The sequence below is a fragment of the Paenibacillus sp. GM2 genome, assembly GCF_900069005.2.
Lineage (GTDB): Bacteria > Bacillota > Bacilli > Paenibacillales > Paenibacillaceae > Fontibacillus.
The window spans coordinates 638,766-661,157 of the sequence record NZ_LN831277.1 but is presented as its reverse complement, the minus strand read 5'-3'; the positions used below and the strand labels follow the sequence as shown (position 1 = coordinate 661,157).

16 protein-coding genes and 1 pseudogene (1 of these 17 cut by a window edge) are annotated in these 22,392 nt (G+C 43.7%); all 17 read right to left on the bottom strand.

Features of this window, described 5'->3' with window-relative positions; translation table 11 throughout:
* Positions 1 to 385, bottom strand: partial view of an extracellular solute-binding protein gene (locus tag BN1360_RS06400; RefSeq protein WP_068779061.1) — the 5' portion only. It extends 1,052 nt beyond the left edge of the window; the window shows 385 of its 1,437 coding nt (coding positions 1-385); it begins with the start codon at positions 383 to 385; the stop codon falls past the left edge of the window.
* A gap of 238 nt (positions 386 to 623) precedes the next feature.
* Positions 624 to 2,078, bottom strand: a complete 1,455-nt coding sequence (locus BN1360_RS06395; RefSeq protein WP_068779060.1) for an ABC transporter substrate-binding protein — start codon at positions 2,076 to 2,078, stop codon at positions 624 to 626.
* A gap of 114 nt (positions 2,079 to 2,192) precedes the next feature.
* On the bottom strand, positions 2,193 to 3,662 hold the full coding sequence (locus tag BN1360_RS06390) for an ABC transporter substrate-binding protein (RefSeq protein WP_068779059.1): 1,470 nt from the start codon (positions 3,660 to 3,662) through the stop codon (positions 2,193 to 2,195).
* A gap of 338 nt (positions 3,663 to 4,000) precedes the next feature.
* Positions 4,001 to 6,025, bottom strand: a complete 2,025-nt coding sequence (gene ligA / locus BN1360_RS06385; protein WP_068779058.1) for an NAD-dependent DNA ligase LigA — start codon at positions 6,023 to 6,025, stop codon at positions 4,001 to 4,003.
* Between the two features lie 857 nt (positions 6,026 to 6,882).
* Positions 6,883 to 9,191 (bottom strand): annotated as a pseudogene (gene pcrA / locus BN1360_RS06380) (DNA helicase PcrA).
* Between the two features lie 304 nt (positions 9,192 to 9,495).
* Complete coding sequence (pcrB, locus tag BN1360_RS06375) at positions 9,496 to 10,194, bottom strand: heptaprenylglyceryl phosphate synthase (RefSeq protein WP_148466529.1); 699 nt, start codon at positions 10,192 to 10,194, stop codon at positions 9,496 to 9,498.
* Positions 10,195 to 10,902: 708 nt separating this feature from the next.
* Positions 10,903 to 11,796 carry a phosphatidylinositol-specific phospholipase C/glycerophosphodiester phosphodiesterase family protein gene (locus BN1360_RS06370; protein WP_068779056.1) on the bottom strand — a complete coding sequence of 298 codons (894 nt, stop codon included), beginning with the start codon at positions 11,794 to 11,796 and terminating at the stop codon, positions 10,903 to 10,905.
* Positions 11,797 to 11,888: 92 nt separating this feature from the next.
* Entirely contained in the window at positions 11,889 to 13,295 is a 1,407-nt protein-coding gene (locus BN1360_RS06365; RefSeq protein ID WP_068779055.1) for an undecaprenyl-phosphate glucose phosphotransferase, read from the bottom strand.
* The gene (locus BN1360_RS06360; protein WP_068779054.1) at positions 13,292 to 14,230 is read right to left on the bottom strand and encodes a glycosyltransferase family 2 protein; all 939 of its coding nucleotides are present in this window, start codon (positions 14,228 to 14,230) and stop codon (positions 13,292 to 13,294) included. The genes BN1360_RS06365 and BN1360_RS06360 overlap by 4 nt, the downstream gene beginning before the upstream one ends.
* Positions 14,231 to 14,352: 122 nt before the next feature.
* Positions 14,353 to 15,309, bottom strand: a complete 957-nt coding sequence (locus BN1360_RS06355; protein WP_068779053.1) for a glycosyltransferase family 2 protein — start codon at positions 15,307 to 15,309, stop codon at positions 14,353 to 14,355.
* A 124-nt stretch (positions 15,310 to 15,433) separates the two neighbouring features.
* A complete protein-coding gene (rfbD, locus tag BN1360_RS06350; RefSeq protein ID WP_068779052.1) occupies positions 15,434 to 16,309 on the bottom strand; it encodes a dTDP-4-dehydrorhamnose reductase in 876 nt (291 codons plus the stop codon).
* Positions 16,306 to 17,328, bottom strand: coding sequence for a dTDP-glucose 4,6-dehydratase (rfbB, locus tag BN1360_RS06345; protein WP_068779051.1), 1,023 nt, complete (start codon positions 17,326 to 17,328; stop codon positions 16,306 to 16,308). Before rfbB ends, rfbD begins: the two co-directional genes overlap by 4 nt.
* A gap of 16 nt (positions 17,329 to 17,344) precedes the next feature.
* Entirely contained in the window at positions 17,345 to 17,890 is a 546-nt protein-coding gene (gene rfbC, locus BN1360_RS06340) for a dTDP-4-dehydrorhamnose 3,5-epimerase (protein ID WP_068779050.1), read from the bottom strand.
* Positions 17,891 to 17,940: 50 nt separating this feature from the next.
* A complete protein-coding gene (locus BN1360_RS06335) occupies positions 17,941 to 18,684 on the bottom strand; it encodes a sugar phosphate nucleotidyltransferase (protein ID WP_068779049.1) in 744 nt (247 codons plus the stop codon).
* Positions 18,685 to 18,694: 10 nt separating this feature from the next.
* Positions 18,695 to 19,636, bottom strand: a complete 942-nt coding sequence (locus tag BN1360_RS06330) for a glycosyltransferase (protein WP_068779048.1) — start codon at positions 19,634 to 19,636, stop codon at positions 18,695 to 18,697.
* Complete coding sequence (locus tag BN1360_RS06325) at positions 19,624 to 20,595, bottom strand: NAD-dependent epimerase/dehydratase family protein (protein ID WP_068779047.1); 972 nt, start codon at positions 20,593 to 20,595, stop codon at positions 19,624 to 19,626. The genes BN1360_RS06330 and BN1360_RS06325 overlap by 13 nt, the downstream gene beginning before the upstream one ends.
* A gap of 16 nt (positions 20,596 to 20,611) precedes the next feature.
* On the bottom strand, positions 20,612 to 22,384 hold the full coding sequence (locus tag BN1360_RS06320; RefSeq protein WP_068779046.1) for a thiamine pyrophosphate-binding protein: 1,773 nt from the start codon (positions 22,382 to 22,384) through the stop codon (positions 20,612 to 20,614).
* Between the last annotated feature and the right edge of the window lie 8 nt (positions 22,385 to 22,392).

Here is a 22,392-nt window from a genome sequence, read left to right as displayed (position 1 = left end):
CAAGATTATACTTTTCTTTATCGATGTACGGATCCAGCTCCACAAGTTTGCCATCGGCCACATACTTCTCAAAATTACTGGTGCCCAGCAGCAGCAGGTCTGGCTTCTCCTTATCAACCAGCTCATCAAAAGCCTCATCGTAAGACTTGCCTTCTGAATTGCTATACAGTCCTTGTGTAGAAACGACCTCAAACTCAATATTCTCTCCATTCTTCATGGTGAACAGGTCGCCATATTGTGAATAGAACCAGCTCTCATCACTATAAAGAACTTTCAAAGTTGATTTCGCGCTTTCCGTCTTCTTACCTGCCCCGCTCGTACAGCCAGCTACAAGCATACAGCTTACTGCGAATAGGGCTATCTTTTGCCACATTTTCCCCCGCATTTTTTCCTCCTATGATTTATGAATTTTTTTAATCCGGACATTGATAATACGTATTTATTGGATGTAAGGTTACACGTTTACTGCAATTACAAAGATTTTCTGCAATCCAGACATTAGGAAAAGACATCCCCGTCCTCTATGCGTAATAGGCGACTTGCCACACTACGCTAGAAGTGCAAAGATGCCTTTATAAAATTACTTTTTAATTAATCTTGTCTTTAAAGTTTAGCTACCTCTGCTACTCACCCGAAGTGCTCTCTTCTGTAGTTGCACCCGAGTCACTACTCATGTTGTCGGTACTGGCACCTCCTTCGGTTTTATTAGCTTCCTTGTCCTTCAGCCCTTTGTCGAGCGCTGCCTGAGCTTCCGCTTGAATCGTCTTCAGGGCTTCATCCAGAGTCTTCTTATTGTTTTTAACCAAATCTATCTCTTTCGTTTTTATCATATTGTATTCACCATAGAAGGTATCCGGGAGCTTATTCCAACTGAGATAGCTTTTGCTGATCTTCGGTTTCAACGCATAGAATGGATCCAGGCTTTGACCTTCGTAATCCTTCTTGAAGCCCATTCTGGACATCATATTGTTGTCGGATCTGGACTTAACACGGGCATAATCCTCACCGTTAACGAACTTAATGAACTCCCAGGCCGCATCTTTATTAGGTGAAGCCGCATTGATAGCAAAAATCTCACCCATACTCGTATTATAAGTCGAGGTAGGATCTGCCGGATCAACCGGACCAGAGACGATGCCCAATTCAAACGGCTTATAGTCCTTGATCATGTCCTTCGCTTCCTTAAGATTGCGAATCATGTAAGGATTACCTACAGTCAGCGCAACTCGCCCCATCAGGAAAGGTTGGCTTTGATAGTACTCTTCCATCGAACCGCCACTGAAACCATCATCCCCTTCCGGATTATAGACAACCCCGGATTTGTCAGCATCGATGGCCAGTTGGTACACTCGCTTCCATGAATCTGTGTCTAAAGTTACTTTCATGGTGTCCGGATTGACATCTACCAGGCCTTCCGAGCTGGAAATATTACTTACTAGAGTCTCCAACTGAACAGGATAATTATCGCCATACCCGTACACGCGAGTCTTCTTATCGCCATCAGTCGGGAAACGGCGGGCCAAATCGAGAATATCCTGCCAGGACATTCCGTCATGCGGTAGTTCTACTCCATACTTATTGAATAGATCCTTATTATAGAAGACGGCAGTTCCATAAAAGGACGGGGATAGACCGTATAACTTACTGCCGCCAATCTCCTTCAACATCTCGATAAAACCGGGATAAATACCTTCAAGATTATATTTATCCTTCTCGATATATGTATCCAGCTCTACGAGTTTACCATCGCTAATATACTTTTCTAAATTACTGTTATCGAGCATTAGAATATCTGGCTTTTCTTTTTCGATAAATTCATCAAAGGCCTCCTCATAGGACTTGCCTTCCTGATTGTTATAAAGGCCCTGTGTAGAAACAACCTCGAATTCTATGTTCTCCCCATTCTTCATCGTGAACAAATCGCCGTATTGTTGATAGAAATAGCTCTCCTCCCAATAAATCACTTTCAGTGTTGACTTTTCCTGTTCCTTTTTCTTGCCTGCCCCACTGGTGCACCCTGCGACAAGCATACAGCTAATAGCAAGCAGAGCTATCTTATGCCCTATTTTCCCCCTCATGATACCCTCCTAGATTAACTTTTTTTAACATACTTAATGGCTTAACGAACTTGGCAGTTAAAAAGTTACGCTATTGGCCTATACCTTCCAAATATAATATTATAAAAGCCTGGCTTAATGGCTATCGCTAGATTCTACGGAAATAGCCGCATCTGCACTATCGTTACTATCCGTCGATGATGCTGCCCCGTCCTTCGATGCACCCTTAGCTGCTTGGTCTTTGAGTGCTTGATCAAGTGCTGCCTGCGATTCTTCTTCAATCGTCTTAAGCGCCTCATCAATCGATTTCTCTTTGCTCTCTACTAATCCAATTTCACGAGAATAAACGGAATAATAATGATTATAGAACTCGTCTGGAATCTTGCTTTCCACAGAAATGGAACTATCATCGATCAAAGGCTTCAGCTTATAAAAAGCCTCCAGATTCATGCCGCCGTATTCTTTCATCATTCCCATACGCGACAGCAATCCATCATTCATCGACCTGGATTTGATCTTGGCATACTGCTCGCCATTAATGAATTTGATCAGCTCCCAGGCCGCGTCAGCATTCGGGGAATTGGCCCGAATAGCGAATATATTGCTCAGATACACATCGCGGGAAATCTCCGGATTGGCAGGATCCACCGGACCCGCAACGATTCCTACCTGGAACGGCTTGTAGTCTGGCAATCTATTCTTAATCTCCTTCAGCTCACGCAAATAATAGGCGCTATTGATGGTCATGGCCATACGTCCCGTCAGGAATAATTGACTCTTATAATAATCCTCCATAGTCCCTCCTCCGAAGGAGTCCTCCTTGGGATTATAGATAGCATCCGAAGCCAGCGCATCCTGGGCGAGCTTAAATGACTGCTTCCAGGCATCCGTATTGACAGTAACCTTCATGGTTTCCGGATTGACTACTTTCAAACCTAACGGAGATGCAATGCTTGATGCCATGTTTTCCAGAGTCATACTGCCGTAACCGTCTCTGCCATATCCATAAACCCGGGTATCTTCATCCCCGTCGGTTGGAAACCGCCTTGCCGTATCAATAATATCCTGCCAAGTCATGCCGTCATGCGGTGGTTCAATTCCATACTGTGCAAAAAGATCTGCATTATAAAAAATCACATTCCTATAGAAGGTAGGGACTAAACCATGCAGCTTCCCTCCGCCTTTATCCTTTAAAATATCAATTAATGCAGGATATATCGTATCGATATTATATTTATCGCGCTCAATAAGCGAGTCCAGCTCCGTCAACTTGCCTTCTGAAGCCATCTTGCTGTATGTATTCATATCCAGCATCAAGACATCCGGTTGCTCCTGATCAATAAAATCCTGCAGCGCTTTCTCATAATCCTCGATCGGACCATCGTTGTACATTTTCTGAGTATTTACCAGTTCAACCTCGATGTTCTCGTTTTGTATGGAAAATAAATCACCATAAGTCTGATTGAAAGAGTCCTCGTTGTAATACATGACTTTTACCGTGGTTGGTGTTTTCGCCTCATTCTTCCCTGAACCGCTACTACAACCTGCCAATAACACTCCTACCATTACCAAAATTACAAGCTTTTGAATCCATTTGTTTCTCATCATAACCTCCCAGTGATATAAATCCTATGAACCGATAGCAGCAACGCAGATCCCAAAATAGTTAGATATTGGGTGTCTGTGTTCCCAAATATTATTACATAGGATACCTAATTAATCTACCATAATCAGGGAATCAAGGGGTTTAATATTGTAATTGCATGGCGAATCATGCTGTCGATTGTCCGTGAAGCGGTAAATCGGACTAAACTAGAAAATCCCCAGGCAGCACTTCAAATTGAAGAGGTGACTGCTTGGGGATCGGTCCATTTTATGTGATTATATTAAATCTCATATCTGAAGTTGATGCATAGCAGTTATGCCGTTAGGAAGTTGGTGAATTAAGAACCAGATCCGCCTTCTAATAGACGGATGAATTCATCTTCATCCTCGATCACCATAATTCCAAGTGCCTGGGCTTTGGCCAACTTGCTGCCAGCCTTCTCGCCAGCTACGACTATATCGGTCTTCTTCGATACGCTGCCGGTTACTTTTGCGCCGAGCGCCTCCAGACGCTCACCCGCTTCATCCCGGGTCAGTTTATGCAACGTACCTGTAAGAACAATAGTCTTGCCATTAAAGAAAGAATCCACCGGCGGGGCCGCCTGCTCTTCAGGAGGTATCGCTTTTACACCTAGTGCCAGCATTTTATCAATACTAGCCCGGTTGAGCGGATCGGCAAAGTAGGAAACGATGCTCTCAGCTACAATGCCGCCGATATCCGGCAGAGCCGTCAGCTCCTCAACCGTGGCACTCATCACTGCTTCTAAGCTGCGGAAATGATCAGCCAGCACCTTGGTGGTCGATTTTCCGGTATTCGGAATCCCAAGCGCAAACAAGAAGGCAGACAGGTCGCGGCCTTTACTCTGCTCAATAGCCTCCAGCAGGTTGTTCGCTTTCTTCTCGCCAAACCGCTCCAGCTTGATCAAATCCTCAAAGGATAGTGTATAAAGATCAGCAGGCCCATGAATATGGACTTCTTCATATAACTGCTCTGCTGTCTTCTCGCTAAAGGTCTCGATGTCCATCGCATCACGCGAGGCAAAATGCGTAATCCGGCTTACAATTTGCGGCTTGCAATTCAGCCGATTGTTACAGAACAGATGGGCGCCGCGCTGCTCCAAGATGGAACCGCAGGCCGGACACTCAGTCGGGAATAAAATCTCCCCGCCATCCTGTTCATCCGTTACTTTCCCAAGGATTTCCGGAATCACGTCATTGGAACGGCGGATAAAAACCCGGGTACCCAAAGCGAATTTCAAGTTCTTACGCTCGATATCGCCAACATTGTTTAAGGTACAATTCTGCACGGTAACCCCGGCTAACTCCACTGGCTCCACCTTGGCAATAGGAGTCACTTTACCGGTTCGGCCGACATTCCAGCTGACCGATTCAAGAATCGTGGTTGTCTCTTCCGCCTCAAATTTAAAGGCCACGGCCCAGCGCGGAAATTTATCTGTATATCCAAGCACTTCCCGTGTACGCATATCAGTGATCTTGATGACCGCTCCGTCGATCAGATAATCCAGCGTTGACCGCTGCTCTACGATATGATGCAACTCCTCCATTACCTGAGCAAAATTCGTATGGTAAGTGACGTAAGGATTCACCTTAAAGCGATTATCCTTGAGGAATGCCATCATTTCACGATGATCTGCAAATTGAATATTGTCCGAATAACCGACATTATAGAAAAACGCACTTAATTTGCGTTCGGCAGTCGTCTTCGGATTCAGGTTACGCAAAGCGCCTGCTGCTGCATTACGAGCATTTTTCAGCGGATCAGCTGCTGTCTCATTGTATTTGTTCAGTACAGACAGGTTCATAATCCCTTCGCCTTGCACTTCGATCGTCCCTTCACGATACGGAATCGTCAACGGCACCGACTTGATTGTCTTCACCTGCGCCAGGATGCCTTCACCGACGACGCCATTGCCCCGCGTGGATGCCTGTACCAGCTTGCCGTCACTATAGGTCAGATTAAGGGTCAGTCCATCAAATTTCAGCTCAACGACATAAGTTGGGTCAGGGAGCGGATTTTCGGGATTTTTCGTGTTGTAGTCAGCGATTAACCGTAGCGCCCGAGCATTCCAGTTCAGAAGCTGTTCTTCATTCTGCGCCTTATCCAAACTCCACAGCGCGGCCAAATGACGATGCGGCTTGAACCCCTCGAGCAATTCTCCACCAACGCGGATCGTCGGGGAATCCGGCAAGGTTACCCCCGTCTCTGCTTCAAGAGCAGTCAACTCGTCGTAGAGTACATCGTACTCCTTGTCACTGATCAACGGTTCATCCAACGTATAATATTGATAACTATAGTGATTCAATTGCTCCACGAGCTGTTCCATTCTTTGCCTAGCGTCCATGCAGGGACAACCCTCCTTATTATAAAAAAAGTTGAGATTACCTTATCTCAGGAAGATGGTGATCATGCTTCATTCTATCGGCTTTACGCCGATTTATGAATAGTTCTCGAGTGGGTGATAGACACCCCATATATCTGATACCCGCAAGCATCAAGCAAACATTGTCCTCTTCACAGGGACATTTACGCAAAATGTCTTTTAGAATGCGGACACTACTTTTGAGAAGAAATACGTTCGTTCACAGCACACAGACAATATATATAGTGTTTATTATCTATCTTTCGTCTATATATTGATTGATATTTTGCTTCATCAATATATCCCTTGTGTCCACTTTTAGGCGGACATTTTACGCATTTGTGTGCAGTACAGGGACAAAAGAGTTCGTTGGTGCTTCTTTGGTGCTTCAAGAGCCTTCGATTGTCTTCAATAGTGCTCTATTGACGCTTTATTTATGCTCTATTTGTACTCCGTTTCCCATACCCTATTCCACGATCCGGCAGCATACAAAAAAAGTAAGTATTCTAATTGATTGTCACAATATGTATAGAAAGTATATGTAAAGTTATACAGCACTTATATATCAATTCGCATTGATTATCACATACATTGGAAATCAATCTCTTATATAACATTCTACACAAAACCGCTTTTCTCCATACTAGATCAATCGAGACCATTCGCCACCCGGGTTCATGATCTCGATTAAAAGGGAATATCTGATTCTATTACTAATATTCACATGAATAGATGCTTGTGCGGATGTATGTGCTGTGCAGTGGGACACTGCACTGTAAAGGCTGGGCGCTGGCCGGGATTGAGGCCAGCGGCTCTCGCGTGGCGCCTGGCGAGCCCGATTACTCAATCACCTTGGTGATTGGAGCGAAGCTGGCGAGCAGGCGCTTCACGCCGACCGGCGCCGGAAAGGCGATCTGCAGCTCCGTGTCATTACCGGAGCCCTTGATCGACACGACGGTGCCGATGCCCCATTTGCCGTGCGACACCTTGTCGCCGGCACTGTAGCCGCCGGGGGCTGCACCCGGTGCAGGGCGCATTCCGCCAGCGGCCCCTGGCACGCTGACGGTCACTCCGCTTCGGCCGCCAGGCGCNCCCCACGGTGGCCGAAGTTGCTGCCGCCGCTGCCGCTAGAGCCGCGGCCGCTGTAGGCGCCCCCGATACCTGCCCCGCGGCGGTATCGGTCGCGTGCGACGACGGTGTCTTCCTTCAGTTCCTCCGGAATCTCGTCGAGGAAGCGTGACGGCGGATTTGACGTTGTCCGCCCGTACAGAGTACGCATCTGCGCGCAGGAGAGGAACAGCTTCTGTTCGGCCCGCGTAATGCCTACATAGGCAAGGCGGCGCTCCTCCTCCAGCTCCATATCATCCTGGAATGCTCGGCTATGCGGGAACACCCCTTCCTCCATCCCGATAATAAATACAACCGGGAACTCCAGGCCCTTGGCACTGTGCATTGTCATCAGCACGACTGCGTCGTCCAAAGGACGCTCATCATCGTTATCATTCATCGAATCGATATCGGCAATCAGCGCCAGATCCGTCAAGAACGCCACCAGCGTCTTATCCTCGCTGTTCTTCTCAAATTCCATCGTGACGGACAGGAATTCATCGATATTTTCCAAACGTGAACGCGATTCGATCGTATTCTCCGTCTGCAGCTCCATGCGGTATTCGGTAAGCTCAAGCATCTTCTCCGTCAATTCCATAACAGACAGATATTCCAGCATCCGATGCAGGTTCTCAATCATATCAAAAAACTCAACCAGTGCATTTCGTGTCCGTCCGGCAAAACCCAGATCATCCACGGTCTCAAGCACCCGGTAGATCGATGTGCCCCGTTCAGCGGCAGCGGCTGCCAGCTTGGCGACTGTCGTATCGCCGATGCCACGCTTCGGTACATTGATCACCCGAATCAGGCTGATATCATCGTCCGGATTGGACAAAAGACGCAGGTAAGCGAGGATATCTTTGATCTCTTTACGATCATAGAACTTGATGCCGCCCACGATTTGGTACGGGATGTCCGACTTGATCAGCACTTCCTCTATAACCCGGGACTGAGCGTTCGTTCGGTATAAAATGGCATGATCGCGATACGATTTGCCTGCTTTAATATTTTTCTGGATTTCCGAGGTGACAAAATAACCTTCATCATGCTCGGAATCGGCGCGATACACCTTGATCTTGTCGCCTTCACCTTTATCCGTCCACAGCTTCTTCGGCTTGCGGCCCGCATTGTTGGCAATAACGCCGTTGGCTGCGTTCAGGATATTTGAAGTCGAGCGATAATTCTGCTCCAGCAGAATCGTCTTCGCCTCCGGATAATCCTGTTCGAAGTTGAGAATGTTGCTGATGTCAGCCCCGCGCCAGCGGTAAATCGACTGATCGCTATCGCCGACGACGCAAATGCGGTGGTGATTGTCCGCCAGCATCCGACACAGCATGTACTGCGCCCGGTTCGTATCCTGATACTCATCGACATGGATATATTTGAACTTGTTCTGATAGAAATCCAGTACCTCAGGCGCTTCCTTGAACAGTTGAATCGTCTTCATAATCAGATCGTCGAAATCCAGCGAATTGTTGCTGCGCAATCTTTTTTGATACATCGTATAGACCTTGGCCACAATCCCTTCAAAATAATCGCCGACCTTCTGTTCATACTGCTGCGGTGTAACCAGTTCATTTTTGGCCGCGCTGATCATGGACAAAACGGCCTTTGGCTCGAACTTCTTCGTATCGAGATTTTGCTCCTTCATGCAGTTGCGAATAACTGAGAGCTGATCGGTCGAATCCAGGATCGAAAAATTCGAAGTAAAGCCAATCCGTTCAATGTCCCGCCGCAAAATACGCACGCACATGGAGTGGAAGGTCGAGACCCAGATATCGCGTCCATCCGTTCCTCCCACTAGCCGGGAGACGCGCTCCTGCATTTCGCGGGCCGCCTTGTTCGTAAATGTAATCGCCAGAATGGACCAAGGTGCAGCCTTGCGGGTTGCTATCAAATAAGCGATACGGTGCGTCAGTACACGCGTCTTACCACTACCGGCACCAGCCATAATGAGCAGCGGCCCCTCCGTCGTCTCCACAGCTCTGCGCTGCTCGGGGTTCAGGCGGGCTACCGCCTCTTGTATATTAACAGGTTGCATAGATCAATCATGCTCCTTTCTAATAGCTTTAACCTAAATTTAAGCTCAATCTCGTTGAACTCATGATGTACGGATGAAGGCAGCGGGTTCGTTGGAGGCTAACGATCATATAGGTGTAAATCATACACTTATTCTGTGGAGGTTAGCGAATGCCCCTCTTGCAAGTGTATTTTGTACAATTAAAGCTCTTCGCTGCCCTGGAAGCTGTGAAAAACAGGGTTTTAAATGTATAATTTGCAATTAAAAAGAAACCCGAGCCACTCCGAGCAACTTTAGTTGTACTTTTTACAATTAGGCTGCACAGTCAGATACCTCTATTCTTAATGGCGTCCACGGTCTTCAATGCCTTATCCAAATCGCTGTAGACAATGTTACCCACTACAACTGTGTCACAGGCGGACGCAGCCAGACGAGCTGTCTCTCCATCCACAATTCCGCCGCCATAGAAAAGACGGGCATGCTCCAGCCTGCGCCCCACTGCTGAGACCAGCTCCATATTACCAAAGGTTCCACTGTACTCCACATAAACAATCGGAAGCTGCAGCATCCTATCGGCAATTTGTGCATATGCCGCCGATTCAGATTCGGTCAGCAAGGTGTTGGCTTCTGTACGCTTGGCTACCGTCGAATCGGGATTCAGAACGATATATCCTTCCGGAACAAGCAGGTTCCAGGGGATCATTTCGCCATACATCTCCGCGGCTTTCGCCTGGTTGCCGATCAGCCACTGCGGATCACAGCTATTAAGCACCATCGGAATCAGGAAAAGATCGAAGCCCGGCACAATCGCCTCCAGCGAAGATACCTCAAGCACACATGGAATTTGGAATTTGCGGATCCGGGTCAGCAAACAGTCGGTATTATCATAAGTCACACCACTGGAGCCACCCACCATGATAGCATCCGTCCCGGAACTGCAAACCGCTTCCAGCGTCTGATCATCAATAGGTCGATCCGGGTCCAATTTGAACACATGTCGCCATGCTTGTACGATTTGCTTCAACACCGATTCCTCCAGTTTTACTTATTTGACTAATAGAGGTCATTCCAAGAGTACTCTTTTGATAAGACAACCTGATCGGAGCCACTGCAAGGATGAGCAACCGCCGTTTAAATATAGTTTTCTTGCGATATAGAATGTTCATCAACAGGCACTGATAACTTATAAGTTCTATATCTGATACCAGGATATATTAATGAAACCATTCGGCAGCGAATCTTAATTCACCCGGCCTAAGCGAATGATTGAGGAAGTCCAGTTTCCTGCGGAAACATTTCGGGTGATCACGTACCAACTGCAAGTATATGTTCCCAAGCCCGTTTTCTCAAAAAAGGTGTAGCTTCGCTCCTCAGACCCTAGCTTCATCCAACTGAAGCGTTTCAAAGAAACACGAATTGGAAGTATAAGCTTTGAAGCCGAAAACAAGGCTTTCAACTCCCACTAGCAGGTCCTCATTCCATGAAAAAAAGGGCCTGCCTTCGCCCCGCCTGTCGTATAGTGTGTGCTCAACCTCTTACCGTCTTCCTGCTAATGAACCCAGTCTAAAATTCAGGGTTGAAACCCGGTCTTTTCCTTGGAAGAATGCGGGTGCAATGTACCCCGTTCCTCTCGCACTTCTTAGTCTAGTTTACCATAGAAATGCTGTCAACGTTCGCATAAAAGGCGAACACAAAAAGATGCCCTTCCTCCTATCTGGAAAGGCATCTTGTCTTATAATCCTAAGTAATTACGCCACCATGAACGATTGCCATCTTCCTCAGTCAAAGAATCCGTGTAGAAGCCATACACACCCATATTCCTAAATTTCTGCATTTTCTCCACATCATTAATAGTATGGACGTAAGAAGGTATTCCGAGCTTGTTCAACTCCGAGACCAGGCTCTTGTTTGCCCGAGCCTCCGACATCGTAATTGCTGCCAGTCCCTTTTCTCGGGCAAACTGCAGTACTTCATCATCGGACTCATGGGTCTGATACAAGGTAAAAATGACGGATTCAAACGGATAAATCGCTTCGATCTGATCCCACATGGGATGATTATAGATCTGCGGTACAATTCTTGCTAGAATCTCCGGGTCGCGCTGCTTGGCGCCATCTACGATTTTGGAGAAAATTTGCTCGATCTCTTCCGGCTTAATTTGCTTCGTATCCGTTACCAGGTACATATCGGGATAGTCAACCATCAGATCGAGGACATCGTCCCAAGTCAGCGGCTCATATCGGCCCATGATCTTCGCGTCCTTAAACTCCTTCGTGGTAAATATGGCCCCGTAACGCTCCGGCTTTAGCCCATCTTCTTGCCCCATCAATTTGGTGAAGCTCTCTCCCCATTCATGACGGGCGATCAGATCATTATCTGCGCTAAGCAGGAAATCGGCCTCAAATACGCGCAGCCCTTTCTCGTAATTGGCGATAAAAGATTCATAGCTGTTCGTATATGCCTTTCCGCTGATCCCGCCCATGGCATGAGCAATCATACGGTGAGCTCTGAAACCATCATTGTACTGCGATGAGTCGTTGGACTTGTTAAAGAAGAAGACTAAGCCCAGAAATATTGCGAGAAGTATAACAATTAATAATATGAAATATAGCCATTTTCTTTTCATTAATATTTTCCATCCTAATCTTGTTCTGCATTTCTGTTTGGGTTTATTTCTCTATTTTAACTTAATCAGGGTAAAAATACAATTTCATCCATTTAATAAGCGTTTTTGTTTACAAATCCTTGTAGAACGGTCTTAAATATAATTTTTATATCCAGCAAGATCGACCAGTTTTCTATATAGAAAATATCATGCTCAATCCGATCCTCGATCGACGTATCGCCTCGCAGACCGTTAGCTTGAGCATACCCGGTAATGCCGGGACGAACATGGTGCTTCACCATGTATTTCGGGATCTCTTCACGGAACTGCTCCACATAGTAAGGCCGCTCCGGCCTTGGTCCAACGACACTCATTTGGCCAGCTAGCACATTAAAAAACTGTGGGAGCTCATCCAGACTCGTCTTACGCAGTAAGGCTCCGAACTTCGTTCGTCTAGGGTCATTTTCCGTCGTCCAGCCCGTATCTGTCATCCCCTCCGGCAAAACCCGCATGGAACGGAATTTGTACATAGAGAACTTACGACGGTTCAGCCCCACTCGCTCCTGCTTGAAAATAATCGGTCCCTTGGAGGTTAATTTGATACCTATGGCAACCAGCAGCATGATAGGCGATGTAATGATGATAGCGAATAAGGAAAATACGATATCGAACATCCGCTTCACTAGACGATTTCCGGTCAGATCAAGCGGAATATCGCGCACGTTAATCATCGGCATGCCGGCAAAGTTATCGAAGTATGGCCGTGCTGGCAAGAAGTCAAAGTAGTCAGGAATGATCAATGTTCTGACTCCGGCTTTTTCACAAATGGATATAATCTTGGCATATTTGGGATGCGCATATAGCGGTAAGGCCAGGACAACTTCATCTATTAATTTCTTCCGCAGGATTTTCTCCAGTTCGTCCACCGCACCCAGGACTGGTTTGTAACGTTTAAGCTCCTCCGGTGTAAAGGTACGATGGTCATCCAGAAATCCGATCACTTCATACCCTAGCTCCGGATACTGCCTTAGATTCTCGTAAAATTTACAGCCCAGCGAGCCTGCTCCGATAATGAGTACGAACTGCTTATTGAAACCCTTTTTGCGAAAATGCTTAAGGGATTGCTTGAGGAAATAGCGGTAAAGCATAATTAGCAGCAAGTTAAAGCTTATATAGAGGGCCAGGTAATCCCGCGAGATATCGACCTGCTTCACAAAGAACATAATACTGAGCAGGACGAACAGGCTTGTCATATGGACCTGAATCAGCTTAAGAACTTCATCGGAGAAACGCTTTTTACGTTTAGGGGTATAGAGCGAGACCAGAACGCCAGTCATGATCGCAATCGCACCATAGACGAGACTCCAGAAGGCGTAGATTTCAACCGGAAGGGCTCCTTCAAAATCCATCCATCCGCTCTTAAACTTCAGCCACCAGGCAAGTAAAAAGGATACCTGGATGCATAAGAAATCGACTAAGCTATATAGCTGTGCTAAAAAGCGCTGGTTCTTGCGGATCATGACCTCACCTCCAATTTGGGATCGTTAGCGGACGACTGGCTTCCCATCCCCCGATTTGAATCCTTGCCCCGCCCGCGGGGTATCAATTTATTTTTCGCTAATGATATCGTGAATTTGACAGCAATTCCGCAAAAGACAGCCGTGTTTGTAAGCCAGGAGTATTGCTGTACATAATGTTTGCGATGAAAGATCCACATCGAATGGTGGAATTCATATATAATCTTGAACGGCTTGCGCCGGCTGCTCGCTCCCTTATAGTGAACAATGTATGTGACTGGATGGTACCAAATGTCCCAACCTGCTTGCTTGATTCGGTAGCACCAGTCCACATCTTCTCCATACATGAAAAATGTCTCGTCCAGACCTCCCACCTGCTGCAGCGTCTCCCGCCGTACCAGCATAAAGGCTCCCACCAGACAATCGATGGCATAGCTCTCATTCGGATTGAGATAACCGAGTTGATACTGATTAAACCGCGGTCGATCCGGGAACAGCTTTGCGAAACCAAAGGCATAGTAAAAAGAAGCGGATGGCGTCGGAAATCCCCGTCGGCATGCCTTGTCTAAAGAACCGTCCGGAAGGATCACTTTGCAGCCCGAGGCCCCAACCTTTGAATTTTCATCCATAAAGGTTATCATCGTCTGTAACGTATTCGGCTGCACAATGGTATCTGAATTCAACAGCAATATGTAACGGCCAACCGCAGCTTCCATCGCTTGATTGTTAGCCTTGGCAAAGCCTGTATTCTCTTCATTCGCAATCATCCGCACCTGCGGGTATTGCTCCCTAATCTTCTCTACTGAGTCATCCACCGAGGCATTATCTACCACAATCACCTCATACGAGTAACCCGTCTCGGAATCATACACCGACCGTAGGCAATCCAACGTCAATCGGCAGGTATTATAATTCACGATCAACACACTCAAATCCATGTACTACGCGCCCCTGACAAATATAGTAATCTATCGACACTCGTCAACATTATAGCATAATGTGGGGGAGAGAACCTGAAAGGGGGGGATTCTTAAGGTATTTGAAAGATCTTTGGGAAAGTTTACTTTTGTTTCTCTATTGTTTCTCTTTTAATTCTCTGTTTCCCCTTAACTTCATTTCTCTTCTCTTTTAAGCGCGGAATTTCTATAATCAATTCCCACCACGCCCCTAATACTTTAGGCTCGCGCAACAAGAAATACCCATTAGCAGCTATTTCATAAACCAGAAATTTAGGAAGGCTTTTTAGCCATGATAACCCGGAGAGATTTTTGTAGATCATTTTATATCGATTGATATAAGATTTTCTGCGAATAAATAGTGGCTGTGAGCTTCTACCACCCTTTTTCCAGCCGCGTTTATGATAGCCTACGGCCCCCGCACAATAATAGGATTTCCACCCTAATAATTGAGCTCTCCAGGCAACATCTACATCTTCTTTATAAGCAAAGAAATCCTCATCAAAAAACTGGCCTTGAACTGATATATCCTCAATCATCGTGCGCCTATAAATCGCAGCAGCTCCTGAAGGGCCAAATACTGAACCTGACTGCTTCCATTTCTCCGCCTGATCCCCTGCTCCACGATCAAAAGCGCGCCAGATGCTATTCAATACTAAACCTGTACTATCCACTGTGTCAGTTGCGGGCTGACGTAGTAGAAGTCCCGTAGCGCCCCCCATTTGAGGTTCCTCCTCCATATAGGAGATAATCTGTTCGATATAGTCGGGCTGGAGCCGGACATCCGGATTCAATACTAGGGCATAATCGCTACTAGATAAAGAGAGTGCTTGATTATGTGCAGGTGCAAAGCCCGTATTCACAGTGTTTTCAACTAACTTAATTGACACCTGTTCCTTCATAATCATGGACCTTACTTGCTCCACTGTATCATCAGCAGAAGCATTATCAATGACAATAATTTGTTCAAGTTTATGAGTTTGTGCCAAAACTGCACTCAAACAATCTACTATATCAGCAGAGCTATTATATGTAACGATCTGTACACTTACAGTTGGCATTGGGAAAATCCCTTTCTGATAGTATTCCAAAATAAAAGAACACCATTTTAACAATAGTGCTCTTAATCGACTAGTTACATTATAACAAAGCCTATATATTCATACTATGCAAAGATGAGACATATCAATCTGAACCATTAACGAGGTATTCCTGTAAAAACGCCTTAAGTCCTTCTCGCCAATGCCTCATATCCTGTAATCCATTAGTACGTATACTAAGATGCTCCATCACTGAATTAGCAGGGCGAGGCGCAGGACGCGGGAACTCCTCCGATGTACAGGGAATGACCTGAACATTATACTCTTTATTTGAGATGGAACCTGCTTCTGCAAAAATCGCTTTCGCAAATTCATACCATGTACATTCTCCAGAGTTAGATGCATGATAAATCCCGTACTTTTCTGTTTGCACAAGTTCAAGAAGAAATTTGGCCAAATCCACCGTATAGGTTGGTGAGCCCTTCTGATCATCTACCACATTAAGTATCTGTTTATCCTGTCCTAACCGCAGCATTGTTTTCACGAAATTATTGCCATGAAGTCCGTAAACCCATGAGGTCCTTACAATAAAGTAGGCTGAAGACAAACTCTGGACAAGCACCTCTCCAGCACGTTTAGATTTTCCATAAATACTTTGAGGGTTTGTGTTGTCATATTCATGATAGCCTTTGGTAGACTGTCCATCAAAAACATAATCCGTACTAATGTAACCAAATTTTGCGCCGACTTCCTCAGCAGCAACGACCAGATTTCTTGTCCCTACAGCATTCACTTCATAAGCCAGATTAATATCCGTTTCCGCCTGATCTACAGCCGTGTAAGCTGCACAATGAATAATTACATCGGGTCTAAACTCCTCAACTCGTTTCAAACAGGCATCAGAATCTGTAATATCCAAAGATTTACGATCGCAAGGCAACACTGCAAAAGATTGTTGCTCAAACAGCGCGACTACATCCCGTCCTAACTGTCCTGCTGCTCCAGTGACAAGAATCTTCATGCCTGATCCCCTAGCCTTGCCCCGTACTGTCTGGAATAATATTCCTGATATTCTCCGGATTGAATGCGCGTCCACCATTCCTTATTGTCCAGATACCATTTAATGGTTTCACGAATACCAGTCTCAAAGGAATGCCTCGGCTTCCAGCCAAGCTCCGTCATCGTCTTGGTCGGATCAATGCCATAACGGCGGTCATGACCAGGGCGATCCTTCACATAAGTCATCAGCGATTCAGATTTACCCAGCTGCTTCAAAATCGTTTTAATAATATGCACGTTCGTTCGTTCATTATTGCCGCCAATATTGTAAACTTCACCATTTCGTCCCTTATGAATAACAAGGTCAATCGCGCTACAGTGATCCTCAACATACAGCCAATCGCGAATATTCATTCCGTCCCCATAAATCGGAAGCGGCTCATCCTCCGAAGCCTTAGAGATGATCAGAGGAATCAACTTCTCCGGGAATTGGTAGGGTCCGTAATTATTGGAGCAGCGAGTAATGTTTACAGGCAAACCAAATGTCTCGTGATAAGCACGAACTAGCAAATCTCCACCTGCTTTGCTGGCAGAATAAGGGCTATTAGGTGCAAGCGGCGTTGCCTCGCTAAATAATCCAGTCTCTCCCAAAGTACCGTAAACTTCATCTGTTGAGACCTGTACGAACTTGCTAATACCATGTTTTTTTGCTGCATCCAGCAATACCTGAGTACCTAGAACATTCGTCTTTACGAATATATCCGGCTCCATTATACTGCGGTCAACATGAGACTCTGCTGCAAAATTGACAACAACATCAATGCCTTGACCAATCAATTCATCCATTTTTGCTGCATCACGAATATCTGCTTTTACAAATACATGGTTGGGATCGTTCTCTATCGACTTTAGATTCTCTAGATTACCTGCATAAGTCAGCGTATCCACATTCACAATTTGATAATCCGGATACTTCTTCAGCATATATAAAACAAAGTTGCTGCCGATAAATCCGGCCCCGCCGGTCACGAGCAGTTTCATGGGTGCAACCTCCTAATCAAAAGTTCAATTCTGCATCCGCCAAAACGGGGTGCTTCCGATCCTTGTCCGAGAGTAATGGCTCACTTATAGGCCAATCTATGTCAAGTGCCGGATCATTCCATAATATGCCACGATCATTTTCTGGCGAATAGTATTCATCCACTTTATATAAAACTTGGGTGTTCGGAGTCAAGGTACAGAAGCCGTGGGCAAATCCTTTGGGAACCAGAAGTTGTCTTTTGTTGTATTCGCTAAGAATCACTCCGATCCACTGTCCGAAAGTTGGTGAACTCTTCCTGATATCCAGAATCACATCGTATATCGCTCCGGTTAACACACGAATTAACTTTGTCTGTGCCTTCGGATTCAATTGATAATGAAGTCCTCTCAGGACTCCAGGATCAGCGGACAACGATTGATTATCCTGAATAAAATCATAGCTCACACCTAACTGTTTCATAACCTGCTCATTATAACTCTCTATAAAAAAACCCCGGTGATCGCCATGTACCACCGGTTCGAGAATAGCAGCACCATCCAGTTTCAATGGTGATAACTTCATATCTATACATCCTCCCTATTTAACTGTTAATCAAACTTATAATCCTCGATTTAATGTTTGAGCTTACCGAATTCTTCACCAAATGTAATATCGCGTGCTAACTCATTAGCTTTGGCCAAGGAAGCATGCGTCCCAGCATCAGTCCACCAACCTTGCAAGACGTCGTACGTAAGCTCCCCTCGTTTAATATATGCATTATTAACATCGGTGATTTCCAATTCACCCCGGGCGGATGGCTTTAATGTTTTAATAATTTCAAAAACGGTATGATCAAACATATATATTCCGGTTACCGCATAATTTGATTTCGGCTGCTGCGGCTTCTCTTCAATGGATATAATTCTATCTCCTTGGAGCTCTGGTACACCAAAACGCCTAGGGTCCGCAACATGCTGAATTAATATCTTCGCACCCTTCTGCTGATCACAGAAATTAGAAACATACGGCGAAATATCATCAGCAAAGACGTTATCACCAAGAATTACGACCATTTGATCTTGGCCTACAAATTGTTCGGCTAAACCCAGTGCTTGCGCAATTCCACCAGCTTCATCTTGGACTTTATATGTGAAAGAAACACCTAAATCAATACCGCTGCCAAGCAAACTTACTACGTCACCCATATGCTCCTTACCAGTGATAATGAGTATATCAGTTAACCCCGCCTGCTTTAATTTATAGACGGGATGAAAGATCATAGGATATTTTCCAACAGGAAGAAGATGTTTGTTGGTGACTTTTGTTAAAGGGTAAAGGCGGGAGCCTGTCCCACCTGAGAGAATAATGGCTTTCATAACGACTCCTCTAATCGGAATTTGTAAAATTAATCCTTTCCTTTTCAACTACAAGGGGTCTTTTTAAAACCTGAGTGTGTATTGATCCGATGTATTCTCCAATAATTCCTATAAAGAAAAGCTGTACCGACGAAAATAAAAATAAGCCAATTATTAATGGAGCCGTCCCCATAGTAAAAGAGTTCCAGAACAATAGCTTAGCAATAAAATATCCCAATGCAACCAGTAAACTTAAAGCTGACATTAAAAAGCCAATCATAGCTGCTAATCTCAAGGGGATCTTAGAATGATTTGTAATACCTAACATCGCCATATCGTATAAAGTATAAAAGTTATTTTTTGTAATTCCTCTTTTCCTTACTGGTTGTTCATACTCAATTTTATAACTTTCAAAGCCTATATCTGAAATAAGCCCTCTAAAATAAGGATATGGATCATCAATTTGTCTAAGTATTTCAATTATTTTTTTATCATACAGACCAAAACCGGTGTTATTTTTCGTTAATTCAATTTCTGAAACTCTGTTGATGAAATTATAGTACATTTTTCTAATTGCAAACATAGCAGGACTTTCTTTACTCTGAGTTTTAACACCTAGAACAATCTTGTATCCTTCTTGCCACTTATCGATAAAATCTTTAATCATTGATGGAGGGTCCTGCAAATCTGCAACAAGTAAAATAACCGCATCCCCCTCAGCCTGCAATAATGCATGATAAGGAGAGCGGATATGTCCAAAATTTCGCGCATTGACTATGACTTTTACATTTCTATCTGTTGCCGCTAGTCTTTTAAGAATTGAAACTGTATTATCTTTGGAGGCATTGTCAATAAAAATATGTTCATAAACACAATCATTTATTCTTTCAAAAACCTCTTTTACTTGTTTATATAACTCCTCAACGTTTTCTTCCTCGTTATAGCAAGGAGTTACAATACTTATTTTATGCATTTATTTTTCCCCAATTTCAATAAATTAATAGTTTCAGAAACACTCTGTAATGAGTTGAACTTAGGATTGTATCCAATTTTTTCAGCATTACGGTTCATGGAATAGTAGTTATTTTTATTCCCTGTGATCGACCTAGACTGACCATTAAGATCATTAATATAATTAACTTGTAAATTGTGATTACTTACAAAATAGTCTAATAGTTCAAATTTGGTAACAGGTTTTAGTGAATAAGCATCAAAACTATCATTTACTTTATGCTTATTCATACAGAGATCTAAAATCGCTATTAAATCTGACGGGTGTACATAGTCTCTAATCATATCTTCAGAAGATGTATTCAAAACATGATTGTTATTCAAAGAATTAAGGATATCCGTTAAGAAAAACCTTGATTGTGTATCTATATAAGCACTAAAAAAACCAAATATTCTCAAATCAACTATATGATTTTGAACAAGACTACGATGCTTTGCTTCCATATTTAATTTAGAAATACCATAGTAATCTTTATTTGATAAATGATTGACGTCAATTATCAATTTCTTGGACTCCGAGGCTGGCTCTTCATAATCAGTACCGTAGATTGCCCCACTACTAAAATTAATATACAGCGTTTCCGGATTCTTATAAATATAGTTAAGAACTAAATTGTCAATTTCCTCGGTGACTTTAAAAACTAGAAAAGGATCATTTGCAAGAGCTCCCGGATTTCCAATCCCGGTGCAATTTATAACAACATCATAATATTCCGAGGTAAAATTAGAGAAATCCATTATAGAAATATCATTAGCATACTCCATGTTATTCTCTTGTAAGAAACTCACTAATTTTTCACGCGATCTAACAAATAGGGACAGATGATACATTCCATTTTTGCAAAAGGCTTTGGTTACATTTTTACCGATATGTCCAGTTGCCCCCAATATCGCCACTTTCTTCAAGGAATTATTGATCATTGTGGCTAAACTCCCTTTACTTAGGAATTTCCATTTCTTCTACTAAATCAATTAACATTATGTCCTTAAGTTCTTGTCGATCTAGATAAGGAAACATATCTTCAACAGGTCGATTAACAACTAATTTTGGGTGTACTTCAGTATTACGTTCTAATATAACTTCTAAAAGAGCTGGTCCCTTAACGGAGAGAAAATCATCTATAAACTCCAAGTCGTTCAACGATCTTAATTGGATAACCGGTATATTGTATGCTTTAAAAATCTCCTTAAAAGAAGGATTTTTATTAACCGTCGATTGTTGTCTCCCATCCATATATAAATCTTGAAATTGTCTGACCATTCCTAATGAATTGTTATTAATAACTACAATTTTTATATGTAGCTGTAGTCGTGAAATTGTATCTAGTTCTTGAATATTTAGTTGGATACCGCCATCTCCGGCAATAACCAAAGTTTCTTTCTTTGTAGCCAAAGAAGCACCGATTGCAGCAGGTAAAGCAAACCCCATTGCCCCCATGCCACCGGAATTCAATAGCCTTTGAGATTTTGATAATTTAAAAGACTGCGAAGCCCACATCTGATGCTGCCCAACATCTAAACAAATTGAGCCAAATTCCCCACTCTTCATGGAGAGAACTTCCATAAATCTATTTGGTTCAATTTCATTCTCTGTTGGTTTAAATGAATATGTCGGATATTTATCCTTTAATGATTCTATTTTAGCTTTCCATTCATTAATATCCGTATTAAGTGAATTATCAATTGATTGATTTACACTACTAAGAAAATCCTTAATGTTAGCTCGGATAGTTACATCCACTTTTACTTTACTATTTAACTCCAATGGATCAATATCAACATGCACCTTTTTTGCAGCTCTAGCAAATGTATCAGGTCTAGTTCCAGTTTGCCTACTATCTAATCTAGAGCCTAAAATAACTAATAAGTCACAATTTGCTAAAGTCAGATTGCTATACCTATTTCCATAAGATCCAATTAAGCCAACATATTGCGAATTATAATGAGAAATAACATCAAGTCCCATTAAAGAGCTTACAACAGGGATACCTGTTTTCTCCAGAAACTCTTCTAATTCTTCAACAGCATTACTTAGACGAACTCCACCGCCGACTAGAACAAGAGGTCTTTTTGACTCTTTAAGTAAAGTAACAACATTCTCAATTGTTCCATTGTTGATAACATTGGTGTTAGTACTTATTAAATCACGATATTCTTGACTATCATAAAAGCTTTCTAATTCATTTGGCTCTATTTGAGCCCTTTGAATATCCATGGGAATGTCTAAAAGCACAGGGCCGGGTCGACCGTTCTTCGCTAAAAAGGTAGCCTTTTCTAAATGATATCTAATCTTAGTAGGATCTGTTATTAGTTCAGCATATTTGGTTAAAGATTGAGCAACACTTACTATGTCCGTTTCTTGAAAACCGATTTGTCTGATTGGTCTATCAAATTTATACTCGTAAGTGTTAACCTGCCCAGTAATGAATAGGCACGGAACCGAATCAAAATAACAACTTCCTATACCCGTTAATAGGTTTAGTGCCCCCGGCCCACTTGTGGCCATTGCGACACCTAATCGTCCATTCATTCTGGCATAGGCTTCTGCAGCAAATGCTCCTGCTTGTTCATGTCTTACAGACACACATTCAATATCTGTTCTAATGTATATTGAATCAAGCAGGTGTACAATTGCACCGCCAATAAACTCAAATACATGAGAAACGCCTTCTTTGTGTATAAAATCTACTACATAGTCTGAAAGCTTCATTTAAGAAG